The sequence below is a fragment of the Bradyrhizobium sp. CCBAU 53340 genome (assembly GCF_015291645.1).
Lineage (GTDB): Bacteria > Pseudomonadota > Alphaproteobacteria > Rhizobiales > Xanthobacteraceae > Bradyrhizobium.
The window spans coordinates 711,044-730,275 of record NZ_CP030056.1 but is presented as its reverse complement, the minus strand read 5'-3'; the positions used below and the strand labels follow the sequence as shown (position 1 = coordinate 730,275).

Annotated in this window: 10 protein-coding genes and 10 pseudogenes; 12 read left to right on the top strand and 8 right to left on the bottom strand. The window is 61.4% G+C overall.

What is annotated here, in order from left to right:
• The first annotated feature begins 62 nt into the window (after positions 1-62).
• The 3 genes and pseudogenes from XH89_RS39950 to XH89_RS39940 form a co-directional block, all read left to right on the top strand.
• Positions 63-1,577 (top strand): NAD-dependent succinate-semialdehyde dehydrogenase, encoded by a 1,515-nt coding sequence (locus XH89_RS39950; protein WP_128929855.1) that lies wholly within the window; start codon positions 63-65, stop codon positions 1,575-1,577.
• Positions 1,578-1,586: 9 nt separating this feature from the next.
• The gene (locus XH89_RS39945; RefSeq protein ID WP_128929856.1) at positions 1,587-2,987 is read left to right on the top strand and encodes an aminotransferase; all 1,401 of its coding nucleotides are present in this window, start codon (positions 1,587-1,589) and stop codon (positions 2,985-2,987) included.
• Positions 2,988-3,482: 495 nt separating this feature from the next.
• Positions 3,483-3,669, top strand: a pseudogene (locus tag XH89_RS39940) (IS66 family transposase zinc-finger binding domain-containing protein); the annotation flags it as partial.
• A 288-nt stretch (positions 3,670-3,957) separates the two neighbouring features.
• Here XH89_RS39940 and XH89_RS41650 read toward each other — a convergent pair.
• Positions 3,958-4,422, bottom strand: a complete 465-nt coding sequence (locus XH89_RS41650) for a group II intron maturase-specific domain-containing protein (RefSeq protein ID WP_232995625.1) — start codon at positions 4,420-4,422, stop codon at positions 3,958-3,960.
• A 623-nt stretch (positions 4,423-5,045) separates the two neighbouring features.
• Here XH89_RS41650 and XH89_RS39930 point away from each other — a divergent pair.
• Positions 5,046-6,560 (top strand): ISNCY family transposase, encoded by a 1,515-nt coding sequence (locus XH89_RS39930; RefSeq protein WP_128955117.1) that lies wholly within the window; start codon positions 5,046-5,048, stop codon positions 6,558-6,560.
• An 849-nt stretch (positions 6,561-7,409) separates the two neighbouring features.
• Positions 7,410-8,309: pseudogene (locus XH89_RS39925) on the top strand (transposase); the annotation flags it as partial.
• 34 nt (positions 8,310-8,343) lie between these two features.
• On the opposite strand, the gene XH89_RS39920 reads toward XH89_RS39925, so the two are convergent.
• The 4 genes and pseudogenes from XH89_RS39920 to XH89_RS42305 form a co-directional block, all read right to left on the bottom strand.
• Positions 8,344-8,934 carry a UPF0149 family protein gene (locus tag XH89_RS39920; RefSeq protein ID WP_128955118.1) on the bottom strand — a complete coding sequence of 197 codons (591 nt, stop codon included), beginning with the start codon at positions 8,932-8,934 and terminating at the stop codon, positions 8,344-8,346.
• 29 nt (positions 8,935-8,963) lie between these two features.
• A pseudogene (locus XH89_RS39915) lies at positions 8,964-10,521 on the bottom strand (IS66 family transposase).
• 50 nt (positions 10,522-10,571) lie between these two features.
• Positions 10,572-10,925 (bottom strand): IS66 family insertion sequence element accessory protein TnpB, encoded by a 354-nt coding sequence (gene tnpB / locus XH89_RS39910; protein WP_128955119.1) that lies wholly within the window; start codon positions 10,923-10,925, stop codon positions 10,572-10,574.
• A complete protein-coding gene (locus XH89_RS42305) occupies positions 10,922-11,353 on the bottom strand; it encodes a transposase (protein WP_128955120.1) in 432 nt (143 codons plus the stop codon). The genes tnpB (XH89_RS39910) and XH89_RS42305 overlap by 4 nt, the downstream gene beginning before the upstream one ends.
• Positions 11,354-11,857: 504 nt before the next feature.
• On the opposite strand from XH89_RS42305, the gene XH89_RS39900 reads away from it, so the two are divergent.
• From XH89_RS39900 to XH89_RS41640, 3 genes and pseudogenes are all read left to right on the top strand, one after another.
• Positions 11,858-12,028 carry a hypothetical protein gene (locus XH89_RS39900; protein ID WP_206733234.1) on the top strand — a complete coding sequence of 57 codons (171 nt, stop codon included), beginning with the start codon at positions 11,858-11,860 and terminating at the stop codon, positions 12,026-12,028.
• Positions 12,018-14,252 (top strand): annotated as a pseudogene (locus XH89_RS42300) (recombinase family protein). The gene XH89_RS39900 and the pseudogene XH89_RS42300 overlap by 11 nt, the downstream one beginning before the upstream one ends.
• Positions 14,207-14,443 carry a helix-turn-helix domain-containing protein gene (locus XH89_RS41640; protein ID WP_232995628.1) on the top strand — a complete coding sequence of 79 codons (237 nt, stop codon included), beginning with the start codon at positions 14,207-14,209 and terminating at the stop codon, positions 14,441-14,443. The pseudogene XH89_RS42300 and the gene XH89_RS41640 overlap by 46 nt, the downstream one beginning before the upstream one ends.
• 34 nt (positions 14,444-14,477) lie before the next feature.
• Here the strand turns inward: XH89_RS41640 and XH89_RS39885 are convergent.
• Positions 14,478-14,822, bottom strand: a pseudogene (locus XH89_RS39885) (ATP-binding protein); the annotation flags it as partial.
• A pseudogene (locus XH89_RS39880) lies at positions 14,819-15,810 on the bottom strand (IS21 family transposase); the annotation flags it as partial. The pseudogenes XH89_RS39885 and XH89_RS39880, both read right to left, overlap by 4 nt.
• Here XH89_RS39880 and XH89_RS41635 point away from each other — a divergent pair.
• Positions 15,811-16,368: pseudogene (locus XH89_RS41635) on the top strand (IS110 family transposase); the annotation flags it as partial. It abuts the pseudogene before it with no gap.
• A 331-nt stretch (positions 16,369-16,699) separates the two neighbouring features.
• Here the strand turns inward: XH89_RS41635 and XH89_RS39870 are convergent.
• Positions 16,700-17,059, bottom strand: a pseudogene (locus XH89_RS39870) (transposase); the annotation flags it as partial.
• A gap of 66 nt (positions 17,060-17,125) precedes the next feature.
• On the opposite strand from XH89_RS39870, the pseudogene XH89_RS39865 reads away from it, so the two are divergent.
• The 3 genes and pseudogenes from XH89_RS39865 to tnpB (XH89_RS39855) all read left to right on the top strand — a co-directional run.
• A pseudogene (locus XH89_RS39865) lies at positions 17,126-18,049 on the top strand (IS3 family transposase); the annotation flags it as partial.
• A 27-nt stretch (positions 18,050-18,076) separates the two neighbouring features.
• A pseudogene (locus XH89_RS42295) lies at positions 18,077-18,178 on the top strand (hypothetical protein); the annotation flags it as partial.
• Positions 18,179-18,674: 496 nt separating this feature from the next.
• A complete protein-coding gene (gene tnpB / locus XH89_RS39855) occupies positions 18,675-18,956 on the top strand; it encodes an IS66 family insertion sequence element accessory protein TnpB (RefSeq protein WP_245470929.1) in 282 nt (93 codons plus the stop codon).
• Positions 18,957-19,232 lie beyond the last annotated feature (276 nt).

The window sequence follows — 19,232 nt, the reverse complement described above, 5'->3', positions numbered from 1 at the left end:
TGCGTCACTAGTATCCTGATTACTCCAGCAATTTCAATAAGTGACGGCGCGGGAGTTTCAAAATGGGTGTTCAAGGCTTTCGGCACAGACGCCCGGAGTGGGGTGGCCTCGCTATGCGGCACCTTCGAACTCTCAGACGACGAGACTTTTTAGCGGGGGCAGCGTTCATCGACGGCAAGTGGACGGACGGCGGGCAGAAGGACGCGGTTGTCGACCCCGCGACGGGGGAGGAAATCGCGGAAGCTGCCCGTTGCTCGGCGGCCGACATGGAGCTGGCAATCGGAGCAGCAGAGAAGTCGTTTGTTGCATGGAGGCGTCTGCTGCCCACCGAGCGAGGAGTGATCCTCAAATCTTGGGCGTCCCTGATCCGCGGCCATTCAGAGGATCTCGCCGTTCTTATGACCAGCGAGCAAGGAAAGCCTCTGGCGGAGGCACGCTACGAGATCACATATGGCGCGGGCTTTCTGGAATGGTTTGCCGCTGAAGGCGAGCGCACCTATGGCGAGACCATTCCGAGTCACAAAGCGGGAAGCCTGCTTCATGTGCGAATGCAGCCAATCGGTGTTGCGGCGGCGATCACGCCATGGAATTTTCCAATCGCGATGATCACGAGAAAGGCGGGAGCTGCTCTTGCCGCGGGCTGCCCGATCGTCGTGAAGCCGGCTCCCGAGACGCCATTGTCGGCCCTTGCCCTGGCTAGGTTGGCCGAAGAAGCTGGTATTCCGCGTGGCGTATTTCAGGTGCTTGTCGGTGATTCAATCGAGCTTTCGAAACCACTGTTGCGCGATACGAGGGTGCGAGCTCTTTCGTTTACTGGTTCTACCGAAGTTGGGCGCCTGCTTCTGGCAGAGGCGGCACAAACCGTGAAGAAAGTGTCGCTTGAGCTGGGGGGCCACGCTCCGTGCATCATCTTTGACGACGTCGATGTCGACAAGGCGGTTAAGGGAGCGATGGACGCAAAGTTCACCACTTCGGGCCAGGACTGTCTCGCCGCCAATCGCATCTACGTGCATAGAAAGATCTACCGCGCCTTCGTCGAGGCGTTTGCCACCCCTATTTCTCAGCTCAGAGTCGGGCACGGCCTGGAAACGACAACTGATATAGGGCCGATGACAAAGCTGTCGGTTGCCAACAAATGCAGGGCCCACATCGACGACGCCGCAAAAAAGGGGGCGCGGGTGTTTTGCGCCGACAAGGGCGCAAGTTTGGGTGCAAACTTCGTTCCTCCGACGTTGCTCAGCGATGTCACCGACCACATGCTGATCACGCATGAAGAAACCTTCGGGCCGGTTGCTGCCGTGCTCCCGTTCGATTCTGAGGCGGAGGTTGTATCCAGGGCGAACGCCAGCGAAATGGGGCTGGCTGGATACATCTACACAAACAACCTTCGCCGGGCGCTCCGCCTTTCTGAGCAGATCGAGTGCGGCATGCTCGGAATCAATACAGCTTCCTTTACTGGACCGCCCATTCCGTTCGGAGGCTGGAAGCAGTCCGGACTCGGACGAGAAGGGTCGAAGCACGGTTTAGCAGAGTACATGGAACACAAATACGTCTGTTTCGGCGATTTGGCGGCATAGGAGAACTATATGATTGATATCAAGACCATCGCTGAGCGAGATCGTTCCAGTGTTCTGCATCCCTTCACGCAGCTGAAGGATTTCGCGAGCGGCAAGCTTGGCGATCCCACAATCGTCACAGGTGGTAAAGGGATATCCATTCGGGATGCGGAGGGCCGAACATACATCGATGGCTTTGCCGGTCTCTACTGTGTCAATATCGGCTATGGGCGTACCGAAGTTGCCGAGGCCATCGCAAGGCAGGCCTATCAGCTCGCATATTACCACACGTACGCTGCTCACACGACCGAAGAGCTCGCAAAGCTTTCGCATCGCCTCGTGCAAATGGCACCGGGAAACGCCAGCAAAGTCTTCTACGGACTTTCCGGATCGGATGCCAACGAAACTCAGGCCAAGCTCGTCTGGTATTACAACAATCTGCGTGGTCAGCCGAAGAAGAAGAAGATCATCTCTCGCGAGCGCGGTTATCACGGGTGCTCGGTCATTTCTGGATCAATGACGGGAATGTCGTTCTATCACGATCAAATGGACCTTCCGTTTCCGGGTATTCTGCACACAGGCACTCCCCACCATTATTGGGGCGCTGAGCACGGGGAATCGGAGGAGGCCTTTTCTCGTCGGCGTGCGGCCGAACTCGAAGAGCTAATTGTGCGGGAGGGCGCGGAAACGGTCGGCGCGTTTATTGCCGAGCCTGTCCTTGGTACCGGAGGCATCACACCGCCGCCCAGCGGGTATTGGCGGGAGATTCAGGCCGTACTCAGGCGGTATGACGTTCTTCTCATCGCCGATGAGGTGATCTGTGGATTCGGGCGAACCGGGGCCGACTTTGGCAGTACTCTATACGGGATGGAGCCGGATCTCGTAACGGTCGCCAAGGGGCTCACCTCGGGCTACATGCCGCTCTCGGCAGCCATCGTGGGGGAGAAGGTTTACTCTGTTATGGAGGGGGCCGCCGATCGCGTTGGCGCATTCTCACACGGTTACACCTACTCGGGTCATCCGATCGCTGCCGCCGCCGCCAACGCAGTGCTCGATATCGTTGAAAAGGAGCAGCTCAGCAATCGCGCCAGGGTGGTCGGCGCGCACTTTCAAAAGCGGCTTAAGGAAAGGTTCGCTCAATTGGAGATCGCTGGCGAAGTTCGCGGCGTCGGCTTGCTCGGCGCTATCGAGTTTGTCGCGGACCGTCACACGAAGCGACGGTTCGACGCCCAGCTCAAAGTCGGCGCCCGCATCTCGAAGGCTGCTCGCGAGCGGGGACTTATTGCTCGGGCAATGCCGCATGGCGATATTCTGGGTTTTGCTCCGCCTCTTGTCGTCTCGGAAGGCGAGATTGATGAGATTGTCGAGCTTGCCTATCAGGCAACCAGGCAAGTCATTGACGAACTCGCCAGGGAGCCCGCAAGCGTTTAGAAACTCCGCATTCCACGCCCGGCACGTGTCGCACATCGGGCGCGCTTCATGAGTGAAGGTCATCCTCACCGTGAGGCGACCCGATCCGTTCTGAGCTAACTCAAGTAGCACCGGGCCGCCGCGGCAAATGCCCAGTTACACGGACTTTGTCAATCCTAGGAACTACGTCCGAATGGGGCAGGTCGCGCGCCCTAACGACCCAATGGTGGTGCGGAAGGTGCTGGCAAACGCGAGCGGAGAGATCTTCTCGCCCTTCGACTGGGCGCAAGCCATTTATCGCACCTCTGGCGGCGGTGGCCCTTCAGTTCATCTGAAGAAGGAGAGCAGGTGACTCTGTGGTATTCCTCCGTTGCGGGCCGTCTTGTTTGACGGACGCGAACGCTGCAGGTCCTACGGGTAATCCTGGGAGAAGCACTATGCCGATTTCGAGGGGCGGAGGTGATCACATCGGCCGAGCGGCGGCGCCGGTGGTCGCAGGATGAGAAGGAACGGCTTGTTGCAGCACTGGGCGAGGATGTGACCGAGACGTTGGGAGATCCCGCGCCGGTTCAAGGTCATCGAGACCGTGCGAGAGAAGTTCACTTGCCGCGATTGCGAGAAGATCAGCCAGCCGCCGGCACCGTTCCATGCCACGCCGCGCGGCTTCATCGGTCCGCAATTGCTGGCGACGATCCTGTTCGACAGTGGGGTCGAGGACTGGCGCGCCGCTTAACCAGTTTTCCCGGTCATGCACGTTTCCAGCCCCCGCCACATCGCACGCAGCATGCAGATTTCCCGCACTACGCGCTCCCATTTGCTTCATGACAAGGCTTATGGACCTATCATGTTGGAGCAGCTTTTACTTCGGCGGCACTCGCCCGGTAGCCGTTGAACAGCTTCAAGGTGTCGTACAGCCACGAGTTACTCCACTGCTTCCAGCCGAAGCCCTTTTGTTTCCGTGCCTTCGCCAGATGGCGTCTGACCTTCCTCTCTACCCAGTCTCTGATGTAGGGAAGCATTTACTGGAATCGCCTATCCGGAAGTAGTTTACCCATCCTCGGAGCTTTGGATTGATCAGGCTTATCACCCGACTAATCGGTTGCGACCGATAGCTGCCAAACACTTCCTTGAGCCCCCGCAGAAGCGCCGTCCGCTTTTTGAGCTTGGGCGTGTAATACGGCCGCATCACTCCGCGCAGACTGCGGAGATAGCGGAAGTCGATTCCCAGGAAGCCGAAGCTCTCGCCTCGGGCCAGGTCAACTATGCGACTCTTCTCATCATTCACCTCAACCTGTAACTTGGCGAACTCCTCCCGCAAGCGCTTGTTTATAGCGCCGAGCAGCCAGTCATGTCGCTGGTGGGCATAGATCAAGACAACCATATCGTCAGCAAAACGTGCATATTCGATATTGGTGTACTTGCCGCGACGTGTAACTTCACGTGCTCGCTCCAGCATCTTGTCCACCTCATTGAGGTAGAGGTTACTGAGCAAGGGTGAAAATTACGCCGCCTTGCGGAACGCCTTTCTTGCCAGAAGCTTTCAGCACAAGCCGCAGAAGATGCATGACGTCCCCATCATCAACCCGCAGGGCTACCTTCTCCAGAATCCGATCATGCCGGACGTTGTCGAAGTAGGCCCGCAAATCAAGATCGAGAACCCGCGTCTTCCGCTCAGCTATTGCTTTAGCAACTCGCTTGATCGCTTCATGTGTTGTCCGCTTGGGAACGATCCCGGTTGGAAATCCGCCTCGAATACAGGTTCGAGTATGAGCTTGAGCGCCCCTGTACCTCTCTGTCGCGGATAGCCGGAATCGACAGAACGCGGACCTTGGAGCCCCCGTCCTTCGGTATTTCCCGCTTCCTTGATGGAAGTGGCTTATAAGTGCGCTCGATCAGTTCGTCTCGTAATTGCTCGAGCAGAGACTCCACGCCTCGCGCTTCGATGGCTTCGAACGTCACCCCGTTATAGCGCGACAATCAGGATGAGAGCGCGCATTGCCTCGCCTTAATTGTTACCGGATGCTGAGCCGTTGCCTCACGTAAATTGCTCCCCTGGATCGGGAACAAGCGGGGGCGCAGATGGGGTGGCTGAGCATGGCAACGCGGAAGGAACTGACGGCGGCGGCGGGCGCGCGCTATCGGCGTTCGGATCGTGCGAAGAAGGCGCGGATATTAGACGAGTTCGTCGACATCACCGGATTCCATCGCAAACATGCGATGCGTCTACTTCGAGGCCAGGAAGACGTAAGCGCAGGCCGACGGGCGCGACGTCGGATCTATAATGAGGCGGAACACAACGCGCTCTTGCTGCTTTGGGAGGCGTCAGACCGGATCTGCGGGAAGCGGCTGAAGGCGTTAATGCCTGCGCTGATTGAAGCGATGGAACGGCACGGCCACCTCGACCTTGCTCCCGAGATCCGCGACAAACTTTTGGCAATGAGTGCTGCGACGATCGACCGCGCGTTGGCACGGGTCCGAGAAGGATTAGGTCGCAAGCGCCGACGGCACGCGACGCACTCGTTGCGTCGCAGTATTCCAATACGGACGTCGGCAGATTGGAACGATCCGGCGCCGGGGTTCGTCGAGGCTGACCTTGTAGCGCATAGCGGTCTATCGGCGCGCGGCAGCTTCATCCAGACCCTCGTGCTCACCGACATTGCTACCGGCTGGACGGAGTGCGCTCCTCTGATCGTGCGCGAACAAACACTGTTGAGCACGGTGTTGACGGAATTGCGCAAACAATTGCCTTTTGCGCTGATCGGCCTCGATACGGACAATGATACGGTGTTCATGAATGAGACGCTGAAAGCCTACTGCGATGCGGCCAACATCGTCTTCACGCGTTGCCGGCCCTACCGGAAGAACGACCAGGCGTTCGTCGAGCAGAAGAACGGTGCCGTCGTGCGCAGGATGGTCGGCTATCGTCGGCTCGAGGGCCTGGAAGCGGCCAAGCTGCTGGCTGAACTCTATCGATCGGCGCGGCTGTTCGTGAACTTCTTCCAACCCTCATTCAAACTGATGGCCAAGCAGCGCGACGGTGCTCGTGTGCGTAAGACATACAGCGCACCGGCAACGCCACACCAGCGCTTGGCCGCCGACGCCCGCACGCCCGATGCGATTCGTCACCATCTCCAAGAAATCTATGCCGCTCTCGACCCGGTCGCGTTGTTGCGCGACATCCGCGGCGCGCAGGAACGCCTCGCGGCGCTCGCTGATACGCAGCCAATCGCCCATCCTGCTGCGGCATCGCAACCGATCGATCTCTTCCTGGCAAGCCTACGAACCGCCTGGAAAGACGGAGCTATGCGACCGACGGATCGGCCAATCGTGAAAGCGAAAAGAGGCCGGCGGCGTCCCGACCCGCTCATCCGGGCAACGCTAGATTTGCGAAAATGGTTTGAAGCCGAGCCTTGGCGGACTGGTAGCGAACTGCTCTCCCGGTTGCAGGCGGAATATCCTGGAGCCTATCCGAACAAGCTTCTTCGAACGCTTCAGCGTAGGCTTAAATCCTGGCGCAGCGAGCAAGCGAACGCGTTGTTGTTCGTTCCTACGGAGGAAACGCTGCTGGGGCATGAGGTCACAACAACCCAATGATGTGGCAGACGCCAGCGGAGGAGGCCGGGCGCTCCGAAACCCCGGCCATCTCCGCACCCGGCCTCCTCCTCAACCCAAGCCGGGAGCAAAATAAATGAGGCAACCGATCGCACTCGGGAGCATCGATAGGTGAGGCAATACGGAGTCTCACCCTGATCGCCGCCGCGCACCCCGTCTATTCCCGGTGCGCCGTCGTTTTCTTTCGCCATCTCATACGCTGCGCGCAGGGTCTCCATCTTGCACACGTGGACGTATAGACCCCAGAAACGCCAGGACGGTTCAGCCTTCGCCTTGACGTATAGTCTCCGCCTCAGGTCTTGCAAATCGATGGACGCCTTTATCATCTCGTCCTTGCCTTCCTTACGTTAGAGACATCACAAATGGCAGGGACCCTTTGCTCCACGGGAGTTACTCCGCTTCATCGCTACTCCAGTCCCGGCCGCCACCTTCTCATCTTCGGTCGATTTCCCGGGATCTCCGGTTATACGACCTACCTTCTTCCGGCGATTTCTCTCCGGGATGAAGGCTTCTCCAGTTGCTCGGCATGTCCTTGTCACCGTGCTGTCGCTTTCACCCCGCCGAAATGACCCGTCGTGTCAGTTAGCATTCGATGGATCATGCTGCCTTCGCCCCTAAACTGCAGGCTCGACTTTCGGTTTTCAGCATTTTCGAGGCCACAACGCGTTCTCTTTTGATACGGCCCGATGACTCGTGGTCTCCCCAAGGGAGTTTTGTCGATAGGCTTCAAAGGTTCTATTTCTATCTCCTCTGCTACCCACACTACGGGGAGCTAACTTTTTCCCCGGCAGGACTTACTCCTGCTGAACATGCCAGCCTTCGCTGGACGCACAGTTCGGCATGCATATCCCGCTCAACCAAGTGCGAGAGGATCGACCTGCCATTGTCGACGCTCGCTGACCAGGTCGGCCACGGAACCTTCGCCATCATGCCGCTCTTCCAGCTGATCGAGCGTCATGTACTCGCAGTCGAGCGCCTTCATGGCGACGACACCACCATCCGCGTCCTGGCGAAGGGCAAGTGCACGACCCGCCGGAGCTGGAGTTATGGGCGGGATGACCGGCCCTTCGGTGGGCCGGCGCCGCCGGCTGCGGTCTATTACGCCTCACCCGACCGGCGAGGCCAGCATCCCCAGAGGCATCTGGCCGCCTTCGCCGGCATCCTGCAAGCCGATTGCTATAGCGGCTTCGAGCCGTTGTTCGACCCGCAAAGGAAAGCGATGCCGATCACGCCGGCATTCTGCTTCGCGCATGCGCGGCGGGGCTTCTTCGAGTTGGCCGATATCGAGAAGAACGCCAGGGTAGGCAGCAAGGGTAAACCAGCTCCCCGATCGCGCTAAGCCGCTGCTCGACGACATGCACGCCTGGCTGCTGCGCGAGCGAGAAACCCTCTCGCGCTCCTCCGAGGTCCTGAAGCCCACGAATTACATGCCAGGCGCTGAGCCGACTTTGCCCGCTTCCTCGACGATGGCAGGATCTGCCTCAGCAACAACGCCGCCAAAAGAGCGTTGCGCGGCATCGCCTTGGGAAGGCGCAATTGGACCTTCGCCGGCAGCCTGCGCGGCGCCGAACGCGCCGCCATCATGCTGACGATGATCACCACCTGTCGTCTTAACGATGTCGATCCCAAAGCCCGGCTCTCCGACGTCCTCGCCCGGATCGCCGATCTTCCCGCTTCGCGTCTGCGCGAACTGCTGCCTGGGAATGGAAGCTCCCGCGCCAAGCCGACTAACTGTAACCGGCATGAGCTCCCACGACCGCAGTGATCAGTGAGCGCGGGCGTAGCGGATCGGCATCCAGTATTGCCGCAAGGCTTCGACCGCCGCGGGAATATCGGCGTGGGCGTTACGCAGAAATTTCTTGGTCTCGCGGCCGCTTCGTGGTGGTCCAAGCAGCGGTCGGCCCTGATCGTCGCGACAGTGCAGCAGGATAGGTAGAAGTAGGCCGTGATTGACGTTGCCGGTGTCCAGCAACGGTGCCCACGCCAATAGCTTGAGCCGCATCGCGGCGTAGAAGCCTTGGCACCATGGTCGCGGATCCACGTCTCCACTGGGTTTACGCCGGTGCATCGGCGCGAACCTGTCGGGTGCGGTCGAGAGGGTGTTGCTGATGTCGTTGTGACGCAGGGCGACAGCCGATATGGCTGCAAACTCCGGGGTGCCGCTGTGGTTGAAGGCATCGGCATCGATGGCGAGCAGCGGGCAGATCCAGTCGAGTGGGCTCATCGACACCGGTCCGGCCACGATTGCGGCGACGTAGCCGTCGAGCATGGGGAGATTGGTGGCGGCAGGTTGCTGATCGACCCGAGCCTGCAGCCATCGCTCGAGCTCCTCAAGTGGCATCTCGGCTGCGGCCATTGACGACGCTGCTTTATGACGACGCGGGCTCATGCCGCGGCCTGTGCGGTGCGCTGGCGCGCCGCCTTCCAGTGCCAGGCGAGCAGTTCGTGCAGTTGATGGCTCTTGGTTCCACCGGAGACGATGCGCTCCAGCACGTCGGTCAGATAGGCTTGCGGATCGAGCTCATGGAGCTTTGCGGTGTTCACGAGCGACGCGAGGATGGCCCAGCTCTCGGCACCACCTTCGCTACCGCTGAACAAGGCGTTGCGTCTTCCCATGGCAATCGGGCGCATGGAACGCTCGACCGTGTTGGAATCGACCTCGACGCGGCCGTCGCTGAGAAACAGCGTCAGTCCGTCCCAGTGATTGAGCGCATAGTTGATCGCCTCTGTCAGCTTCGATTGGGAAAACAGCTGACCTACCATCTCAATCAGTCGCGCATTGAGCGCCACCATCAACGGGGCGCTCCTGGTGCGGCGGGCGGCCAGCCGCTGCTCCGCACTGCTGCCGCGGATCTCTGCCTCGATCGCATAGACCGCCTGCAGCCGTTCAATCACGTCGCGCGCGAATGGCGACTGCGTGGACTTGTACACCTCGACGAATTTGCGTCGAGCATGGGCGAGACAAAAGGCGAGCTGGATCGCGCCGCCATGACGGCGGGCCAGCGCCTTGTAGGCGGCATAACCGTCCACCTGCAGAACGCCGCAAAAGCCCATCAACTGTCCGGCGATCTCCTCGGTGCCGCGGCCGTCGGCGAATACGTAGGTAACCGCCGGCGGCGAGGGGCCACCCCATGGCCGGTCATCCATAGCATGCGCCCAGAACTGGCAGATGCGGGGACGATGTCGTCCTGGATCAAGCACCGGCATCGGCGTCTCGTCGCAGAACACGCGCGGCGCAGCCTGAATGATCCGCAGCTGCAGCTCATAAAGGCTCCTGAGCCACAAGGCGGTACGTTTGACCCAACCGCGAGTGTCGCGCGGTCAAGATGGATGCCGTGGCCGGCCAGGATCTGAACTTGCCGGTACAGCGGCAAATACCGGGCGAACTTCGAGACCACCACATGGCTCACGAGGGCCGTCGACGCCATGCCGCCCTCAATCAGGCGCGGCAGCACTTTGGCTTGGACCACGCCATCGGTGCAGCCGCGGCAGCCGTATTTGGGACGGATCGTGCGCAGCACGCGCAGGAGCGCCGGGATCACTCCAACACCTCGCTGACGTCCTCGCCGATCTTGTGAAGCTGGCCCTGGCAGCACGGGCAGGCCGTCACCTCCGGCTCCAGGACCTGCTCACAGCGCGGCAGATGCTTGGGCAACGCGCCGATGTTGCGGCGCGCCTTCTTACGTAGCTTATCGGACGGCTTCACCGCAGGTGCATCGTCGTTGGCAGCTGCCGGCGGCGTGACACTGGTCTCAAGATCGTCAAGCTCAAGCTCAAGCTGCTCGGCCACGAGCGTGGCAAGCCGTTCCGAGCGCTTCCCGAAGATCATCTCCTTGAGCGTCTGCATCGCAACACGCAGCTTCTCGTTCTCGGCGTCGAGCGCGAGCACCATCTCTGTTAGAGCGGCGGGATCAGTCGAGAGGACGTCCGGGCGAATCGCCATAAATGGACCATACATCCGCGCGGCGCAGGCTCCAGCGAAATCCTCTCCTCTCAGCCGACAACGGCCGGCTGCTTCACCGGCTTGGGCGAGACGCGCGTCCACTCGAGTCCGTCGAGCAGCATCGCGAGCTGTGTCGCAGTCAGATGCACCACGCCTTCGCGGATCGGCGGCCAGGTGAAGTGCCCCTGGTGCAACCACTTCGTCATCAGCACCATGCCGCTGCCGTCCCACGCCAGAAGCTTCACTCTGTCCGTGCGTTTGCTGCGGAACACGAAGACGTCCCCACAACACGGATTCGCACGCAGCGCTTCGCTCACCAGTGCCGACAGCGTATGCACCGACTTGCGGAAATCGACCGGCTGTGTCGCCAGCACCACCTTGAGGTCAGAGCGTAGCGCAATCACCGGATACCCCGAAGCGCCGCCAGCACGGTCGACAGCGTCGCCAGCTCAACGTCCGGCTCGACCCGGATGCGCGCCCCGTTCACCTCGATCTCGACAACTCCGCAAACCTTGGCCGGCGGCGCGGCGATCTCCAAAGGCCTCGTCTGTAGCCCGGAAATACGTTCATGCTCGCCCGCTGTCCCGCGATCGATCCCCGGACCAATTTGGATTGGCACGAAGTTCGGTGCCTTGCCCCCCACCGCCGCCGCAACTTGGCGGCGCCACACCGTAAGCAGCCCGCGCGAAACGCCATTGCGCCGCGCAACCTCGGAGATGTTCGCACCCTCCTCAAAGCTCTCCGCCACGATCCGGGCCTTCTCCTCGCTCGTCCACCGACGCCGTCGGCGCTCCCCGGTGATCACTGAGCGTGCTGCCGGTTTGATGGACACCCCGTTAAGCTAATCCCACCTTGCGCTCCATCTCGACCGAGCTGATATAGCCGATGGCCGAGTGTCCGCGGTGTTCGTTGTACAACAACGTTTGAGAACGGCCACAGGACCGTTCTTCGCGAGGTTCTTTATCGGCATCATCCATGGTTTGGGCGCCGAGTTTGCGTTCATGGAGCCGTCGACAAGGCTTTGATGTTGTTTTTCGCTGCACCTTGGACGGATCGCAAGGAGATCGTTGGCTGGAAGTGCCAGCAGGGATGTTCGACCGGACGGCATGCCCTGACGCCGAGCTTTTGACAGCTCAACCGTTTGTCAGCATCGATGCGCTTGCGGCGCTTTCTGCGCTTCTCGATCTGGCGTTGAAGGATCGAACGCCATCAGCTGCCCTGCTTTCTGGCGCATCCAGAGGCTCTCACGGTCAGAATCGGGGAGCGACTCATGTCACGCCAGACGGCAATGCCAGGGAGCGGATACCGACACAATCAACAACCGCGGCCGCAGCAGATGGATCTGTTCGGGAGCGGCCTGTCGAGCGGCGCCACCGGTGCGCCCACATGGTCGGAGCTTCCGGCGGAAGCGCAGGCGGCCCTTACGAGTCTGATGACGCAGTTGATCCTCGACCATGCCGCGACGACAGCGACGCCGCGCGCGAAGGAGGTCGGTCATGATCTCTGACAAGGTCAGGCCTCATCATCTGGAGAAGGGGATACTTTACGTGCGTCAATCCTCAGCACATCAGGTGCTACACAATCGCGAGAGCGGCGCGTTGCAATACGCCATGCGGGACCGACTGACGGCACTCGGATGGTCAGAGGTTGAAGTGATCGATGATGATCTCGGTCGCTCAGCCGCCGGCGGCGTACAACGCGCCGGCTTCGAGCGGATGGTAGCGGAGGTTTGCCTCGGTAAAGTTGGTGCGGTTTGCGCCCGCGAAGTCTCGCGCTTCGCTCGCAACAGACGGGATTGGCAGCAACTCATCGAGATGTGCCGCGTGGTCGATACCGTTCTGATCGATCAGGAGACGATCTACGCGCCAAGGCACGGTAACGATCGCCTGTTGCTCGGGCTCAAGGGCAGCCTCAACGAGTACGAGCTGGATCTGTTGCGCCAGCGCTCGCTCTCGGCCCGCTACGAGAAGGCGCGCCGGGGCGAGTTGGTTGTGGCAGCGCCCGTCGGCTTCGTGAAGGCCGGCGACCGTTATGAGAAAGATCCGGATCGGCGTGTCCAGGAGCGATCAAGCTGGTGTTCGACAAGGTCGAGGAACTCGGCAGCGCGCGACCGTTCTGCTGGCTCCACGAGTACAATCTCGATCTGCCGGTGAAGCGGACCAACGGCGCAACGGCCTGGCGGCGACCGAGCTACTCCGCCATCCACCGGATCATTGAGAACCCGGTCTACGGCGGCGCCTATGCCTATGGTAAGACGGCTGTCGCGGCGGGATACAGCGCCGTGGGTGTGAGCGTGAAGATCCGCCGCAGGCGCGGAGCGAATGGCTGGCGCTGAAGCCCAACACCCACGACGGGTATGTGAGCTGGGAGAGGTTCGAGGCGATCCGCACCATGGTCAGCAGCAACGCTCCCACCGGTCGGCATCACGGCGCGCCCAAGCATGGTGACGCGCTGCTGGCCGGTCTGATCCGGTGCAAGCGCTGCGGTCGCAAGCTCACACTCCGGTACTCCGGCATGAACCACCATATCCCGCGCTATAGCTGTAGCCGCGCCTGGATGGACAATGGCGGCCCTCACTGCATCGGCTTCGGCGGACTGCCCGTCGATGATGCAATCGAGGAAGCACTGCTTGGCGTCATCGGTCCGGGCGCTATCGCCGCCGCAACCGCTGCCGCCAAGGAAGCCAGGGGAACGGCGCGATCAGGTGCGCGATGCTCTCAGTCGCGATCTCGAAGCGGCGCGCTATGCCGCCGACCAGGCTTTTCCGGCAATACGATGCCGCTGACCCCGCGAGCCGGCTGGTGGCGGGCGAGCTTGGAGCGCGCTGGAACAGGACGCTCGCTCACGCAGCGGAGGTCGAGGGCAAAATCGCCACGCATAATGCGGCGATGCCTGCCCCCATTGCTGATCCAGCCTCGCTCGGCGTTCTGGCCTCGAACCTCAGAACGGTCTGGGATGCGCCGACGACGGATGCTCGCCTCAAGAAGCGCATTGTGCGCACCCTCATCCATGAGGTCGTAGCCGATATCGATGATGCGGCCTCCGAGATCGTCCTCGTCGTCCACTGGGTTGGCGGCGTTCACAGCGAGATACGCCTGCCCAAGCGTGAGCAAGCGCGCTATGAGGCCACTCGGGCTCGTCGGCGATATGAGGCTGTCGATCCCGACAATCGCCTGGTCGCCGGCGAGCTGGAGCGACGTTGGAATGAACGTCTGCTGGCCGTCCGCGCGCTCGAGGAAGAGCGCGGTGCACTGTTGGCCAAGCCGGAGAGTCCTCTGAGCGAGGCGGATCGCGAGCGGCTGCTTGCGCTTGGCTCCGATTTGGAGCGGGCCTGGAACAGTCCTGGGGCGACGCCTGCCACGCGCAAGGGGATCATCCGAACCTTAATCCACGAAATCGTTGTATGCGTCGGCGATGCGGCAATTGAGCTTGTGATCCACTGGCAGGGCGGCGATCACACAGCGCTAGAGACCAGAAAGAACCGCACGGGCCAACACCGCTGGAGCACATCCGCAGATGTCATCGATCTCCTGCGTGTTCTGGCACGCCAGATGCCCGACGGCACGATCGCGGCGGTCCTCGACCGAGCGGCAAGTCGACGGGGCACGGTAACAGCTGGACCCGCGCCCGCGTTCGTCACTTGCGCAACCAGCAAGCTATCGCACCCTACCGGGAAGGCGAACGCATGGAGAGAGGAGAAATTACTCTGGATGAAGCCGCCGCTGCGTTGACGGTCAGCCCATCGACGGTTCGCCGTCTGATCGCGGAGCGAAGCTTGCCCGCGCACCAGCTGTGCAAGGGCGCACCCTGGGTGATCAAGGCGCCTGATCTGGAGCACCCCGAGGTCAGGAACGCCGCGCAGGCGCGGCGCTTCCGGCGCCCGTCGTCTGGCGATCTCCGCCAAAGAGAGCTTGAACTATAATGGCATAACGAGGTGGGCAGTATGAATCGGACTCGGGCGGCCCGAACAGGAGCAAATTGGCACCCTTACCCAACCAGCTGTCACCGGCGGCGAGCGCCATCACCTGCGCCTTGGAGATCATCGGCACGGCCTCGAAGTCGAAGCCGCCGAAGGTCTTCCCAGCAGACAGCCGCGCCTCGACGAGATGGCGCTCGGTGAGCCGGCGACCGCGTTCGGCGATCTCGTGCTCGGCAATGGTGGCGAGGAAGCGGGCCGCTGGCCAACCTTCCTTGTCGGACTGCTCGGCAAATTGCGCCCACAGCACCTTGATGGCCGGGAGGCGGAGCTCGTTGAGCAACAGATTGAGGCGCGCGGTATCAACGGTATTGGCTACGCTCATGCGGCACCTCCGATCTCGGCAGTACCGATGAGGCATTCGTAGGTGGCAAGGGGGTGCGAGCTGCACCACGACGTTCGGCAGGTGGGCGGGTCAGGAGCGAAGTGAGCGCGCAGCCGGTTAGGTTCAGGCAGTCGGCCGGCCTCGAGGTCGGCGGTGAGCTGATCGGCGAGTTCGGTCTCGCAGCCGCGTTCATGAGCGAGCGCGAGGAGATCGACCATGATCCGGCAGGCTTTTTTGTCCGGCAAGCGTTCGCGCAACCGATCGAAGGTCTTCCAATAGGCATCGCGCGGGAACAGCCGATCTCGGTAGACCAGATTGAGAAGCGCCATCGGCTTGCGCCGCAGGGAATGGATCACGTGCCGATAATCTCGAGACGATCATCGTAAAGGCGCACCCGCAGCCGGTGACCGATCAGGCGCGATGGCACCGTGTAGAACACCTTGCGCAGGGTGAAGCCGCCGGACGATGTCACGCGGACGATCACCTCTTCGTAGTCGGAGGTGCGCCGATCGGGCAGCTCCTGCAACACCACGCGCTCGCTATCGATCCGCTTGGCGTTGCGGGCATTGCGGCGGCTGACGATCTCGTCGATGAAGCCGCGATAGGTGGCAAGATCGTCGAAGTCGACAGTTCCGCGCAGCAGCAAGGCATCCGCGATTGCTCGCTTCAGATGACCGTGGGGCCCTTCGATCGAATCATTCTCGTGAGCAACGCCTCGATTGTTGCGGGAATGCCCCATGCCGTAATGGGCACAAAGGGCCTCGTATCGCTGCGTCAGATCATCCCGAGCATGGCAATCGAGATTGCGGAATGCGGCCGACAGGCTGTCGGTCCGATGCTCCCGCGGCGCCCCACCGAGCGACCAGAGGGCATTCTGCAGGCCTTCGGCCAGGGCAACGAAGCTCTCACCGCCAAGCACGACGTGGGCGTGCGCGAACCCGCAATAGGCCAAACGGACGTGATAGAGACGATGATCCAGCGGTGCGCCGATTTGTCGCCAGTGATGCGTCGCCTGGTGGGCGCTCGCTTCGCCGATCTCCGCCGCCTCGAAGAACGGATCCGCGAATTGACACAGGAGATCGAAGCGGTTGCCGATCGAGAGGACGTCACCCGCCGGCTGATGACAATTCCTGGTATCGGCGCATTGGGTGCGACCGCCGTACTTGCCGCGATCGGTGATGGGCTGCAGTTTCGCAAGGCCCGCGACCTTGCTGCCTGGCTGGGGTTAGTGCCCAGGCAATACTCGAGCGGCGGAAAACAGACGTTGCTTGGCGTCAGCAAACGCGGCAACCGTTATCTGAGAAAGCTTTTGGTGCAGGGCGCGCGATCCTGCTTCCGGCATTTGGACCGGACGCGCGATCGCCTAGGAAGCTGGCTCGACGGGCTCCAGGCTCGGATGCATCCGAACAAGGCCGTTGTCGCTCTAGCCGCCAAGATGGCCCGCATTGTGTGGGTGGTCTTGAACAAGCCCGGAGCACTCTACGAACGCAGAGATCCTGCCTTGCCTGACGCTTCTGGCTTCGATTGCAAGGCTCGGGAACAGTGATGACGAAACAGTGGATCAACATGCCGTAAGCCCTGTGCAAAAAAGCGGGCTTCCTGCCCGAACTATTTATTGGGAACGGCGTGCGCGGATCTCATCATGGCGTGGCTGCAACAGCAGTCCACTCGCGAGAGGCCGGATACATTTATGCAACTGGAAGCGCTGCATCGCGAATCCGTGCCAGATGGTCGGCTCGAGGACACGCCTGATCAATCAGACGCGGGCTTTCTGCCTCGAGTACGGTGTACCTTTGCGTCAGGGTGCCGGAATATTCAATCTCGAGTTGCCGCGCGTTTGAATGACGAAGGAAACGCGCTTGAAGATCCACTTGGTCCTCCTCCTTCACGGCAACGAAGCGCATTGTCGGTCGCGTAGCGGCCTCAGCGATCGCCTCGGCGTCGATGATATCGTTCTTGTTTGACTTCACGTAGGGCTTCACGAATTGCACGGGGATCAGGCGCACCTTGTGACCAAGTGCCTGTATCTTCCGGGCGAGCCACTGTGGACCGACGCAGGATTCCATGCCAACTATGCTTGGTTGTGCGCGCGCAAAGAACTGAAGAAGGGTGTCCCCTCGAAAGCGAAATTTCTGAACAGGTGTGCCGTCGCAGCTCAGGCCAACGACGTGGAATAGGTTCTTGCCAATGTCGATTCCATAGACAGCCGCGGGTCGCGGCAAATTGCGATCGGCCATGATACTCTCCTCTTTAGTCTGCCCTTCCTATGATGAGGGAGGAGGACGGGGCGGTCCATCCCATTAATGGTGACGCCCGCGGGCAAGCGGAAAGCTGTCGCGTATCTCATGGTTGCCCACGGGATGAGCGAACGGCGGGCGTGTAAAGCCATCGGCTGCTGCCGCATGACCATCAGATATCTGACAATCCGGGCGGACGATGCCGTCCTACGGCAGCGCATGCGGGCGATCGCCCACGAACGCCGTCGTTTTTGTTTGTCGGCGCCTGCACGTGCTGCTCAACCGGGAGGGCTACCTGGTCAAACCACAAGAAGCTGTTCCGGGGAAGAGAGGCTTGCGGTACGCCGCCGCGGCGGCCGCAAGCGGGCCGCCCTTGGGACCCGGGCGCCAATGACGGTGCCGATGGCCCGCAACGATCGCTGGTTGCTCGACTTCGTGTCGGATCAGCTGACCTGCGGCCGCCGCTTCAGCGTCCTCACCGTGGTCGATGACTGCACCCGCGAGTGCTTGGCGCTAGTCGCCGATACCTCGCTCTCCGGCATCCGCGTGGCGCGGGAACTGGACCGGCTGATGTTCGAGCGCGGCGAGCCCAGGATGGTGGTCAGCGACAACGGCACCGAGCTCACCAGCAACGCCATCCTGACATGGGCCGATCAAAGCCCCGTCGGTTGGCATTACATCGCGCCGGGCAAGCCCATGCAGAATGCGTTCATCGAGCGCTTCAATGGCCGGCTGCGGGACGAACTGCTCAACGAGACGCTGTTCACGTCACTGGCGCAGGCCCTCGTCGCGCTCGGATGCGGGCGGGCCCACTACAACGACGCACGACCACACTCTCAGCTCGGATGGAAAACGCCGTCCGAGTTCGCCGACACCTGCCATCCGCGACGGGATCTGGCGCTGTGCGTTATGCCGAAGGCTCTGCGCCAGCTCCCGTCGCTCCCCCAACTGGGCAAATCCAACGACCGGGGCGAACTCAGGGCTGGATAAAACTTGGGGCAAGGTCAGCACGTGCGGATGCAGGTCAATGTGTTGGGTGCCGAGCGTCGGCGGCGATGGAGTTACGACGAGAAGGTCCGTCTGTCGAGGAGACGTTTGCAGGCCGGCGAGACGGTCTGCGGCGTCGCGCGCCGGCATGGGGTGGCTCACGACTTCCAGCTCTTCGAACGTCAGCGCCAACTGCGCTTGCGGGTAAATCCGCGCACCGTCGTCGGTTTGCCACAGCCTCTTCCGCCGCCAGCTCGTCCCCGGTGGCGTCAGATCTGACGCTTTAGCTTGGCGATCTGCAACTTCTGCTGCGCAATCAGTGCCTCGCATAGCTTGCTGTTCCGGCAGGCGCGCCAAGCCGCCTGGGCGGTGATGCGGTGCCAGCTCTGGTTCCTGTCGAGATCACACGTGCACCGGCATCGATCAGCACGTCGCAACTGGCGTCTTCGCCTCCTAAGCAACGCGCAACGGCTGGAATCATCGAGATCGAGCTTAGCGGCGGCTGTCGTGTTCGCGTTGATCGCGACGAGCTGCAGCGGGTTTTTGAGCTTCTGCGACGACGATGATCCCGCTCCCGAGCGGCGTCAGGGTATGGATCGCGACTGGCCACACCGACATGCGTCGGGCCATGCAAAGTTTGGCGCTTGCGGTTCAGGAAAGCTTGGAGCGCGATCCCCATGCCGGCGATCTCTATATCTTATGGGGCCGCCGCGGCCTTCTGGTCAAGATTCTCTCGCATGACGGCTTGGGCATGTCGCTCTATGCCAAGCGCCTGGATCACGGCAGGTTCATCTGGCCGTCGACGTCGGTCGGCGCGGTGTCGATCTCGGCAGCGCAAATGGCTTACATGCTCGAGGGCATCGACTGGTGGACTCCCCAACTGAGCTGGCGGCCGCAGAGCGGGGGCTAATCCAGGAAAATCCTCATATTGCCGACATTTGGGAGTCCCAATGCATTCAATCTGTGATTCACTGCGTCGCATGAATGCGGATCGCGACGCCGCTCCGGATGACGTTGCCGCCCTGAAGGCGGCGCCGGCAGCCGAGCGCGCTAAGGGTACGGAGATCGCCGCCGAGCTCGCGGTCGCCCGTGCGAAAGCGTCGGAAGACGCGCCGAGTGGCCAGACCTTCCCGGAGCACCTGAACTCAGGACTGGATAACACTTGGGGGCGAGGTCACGATAAATG

Coding starts and splice junctions, on each gene's coding strand:
- tnpB (WP_245470929.1), top strand. CDS start 18,675: ATGCAAAGTTTGGCGCTTGCGGTTCAGGAAAGCTTGGAGCGCGATCCC.
- XH89_RS39950 (WP_128929855.1), top strand. CDS start 63: ATGGGTGTTCAAGGCTTTCGGCACAGACGCCCGGAGTGGGGTGGCCTC.
- XH89_RS39920 (WP_128955118.1), bottom strand. CDS start 8,934: ATGGCCGCAGCCGAGATGCCACTTGAGGAGCTCGAGCGATGGCTGCAG.
- XH89_RS41650 (WP_232995625.1), bottom strand. CDS start 4,422: ATGCTGGAGCGAGCACGTGAAGTTACACGTCGCGGCAAGTACACCAAT.
- XH89_RS39930 (WP_128955117.1), top strand. CDS start 5,046: ATGGGGTGGCTGAGCATGGCAACGCGGAAGGAACTGACGGCGGCGGCG.
- XH89_RS39900 (WP_206733234.1), top strand. CDS start 11,858: ATGGATCTGTTCGGGAGCGGCCTGTCGAGCGGCGCCACCGGTGCGCCC.
- XH89_RS39945 (WP_128929856.1), top strand. CDS start 1,587: ATGATTGATATCAAGACCATCGCTGAGCGAGATCGTTCCAGTGTTCTG.
- XH89_RS41640 (WP_232995628.1), top strand. CDS start 14,207: ATGGAGAGAGGAGAAATTACTCTGGATGAAGCCGCCGCTGCGTTGACG.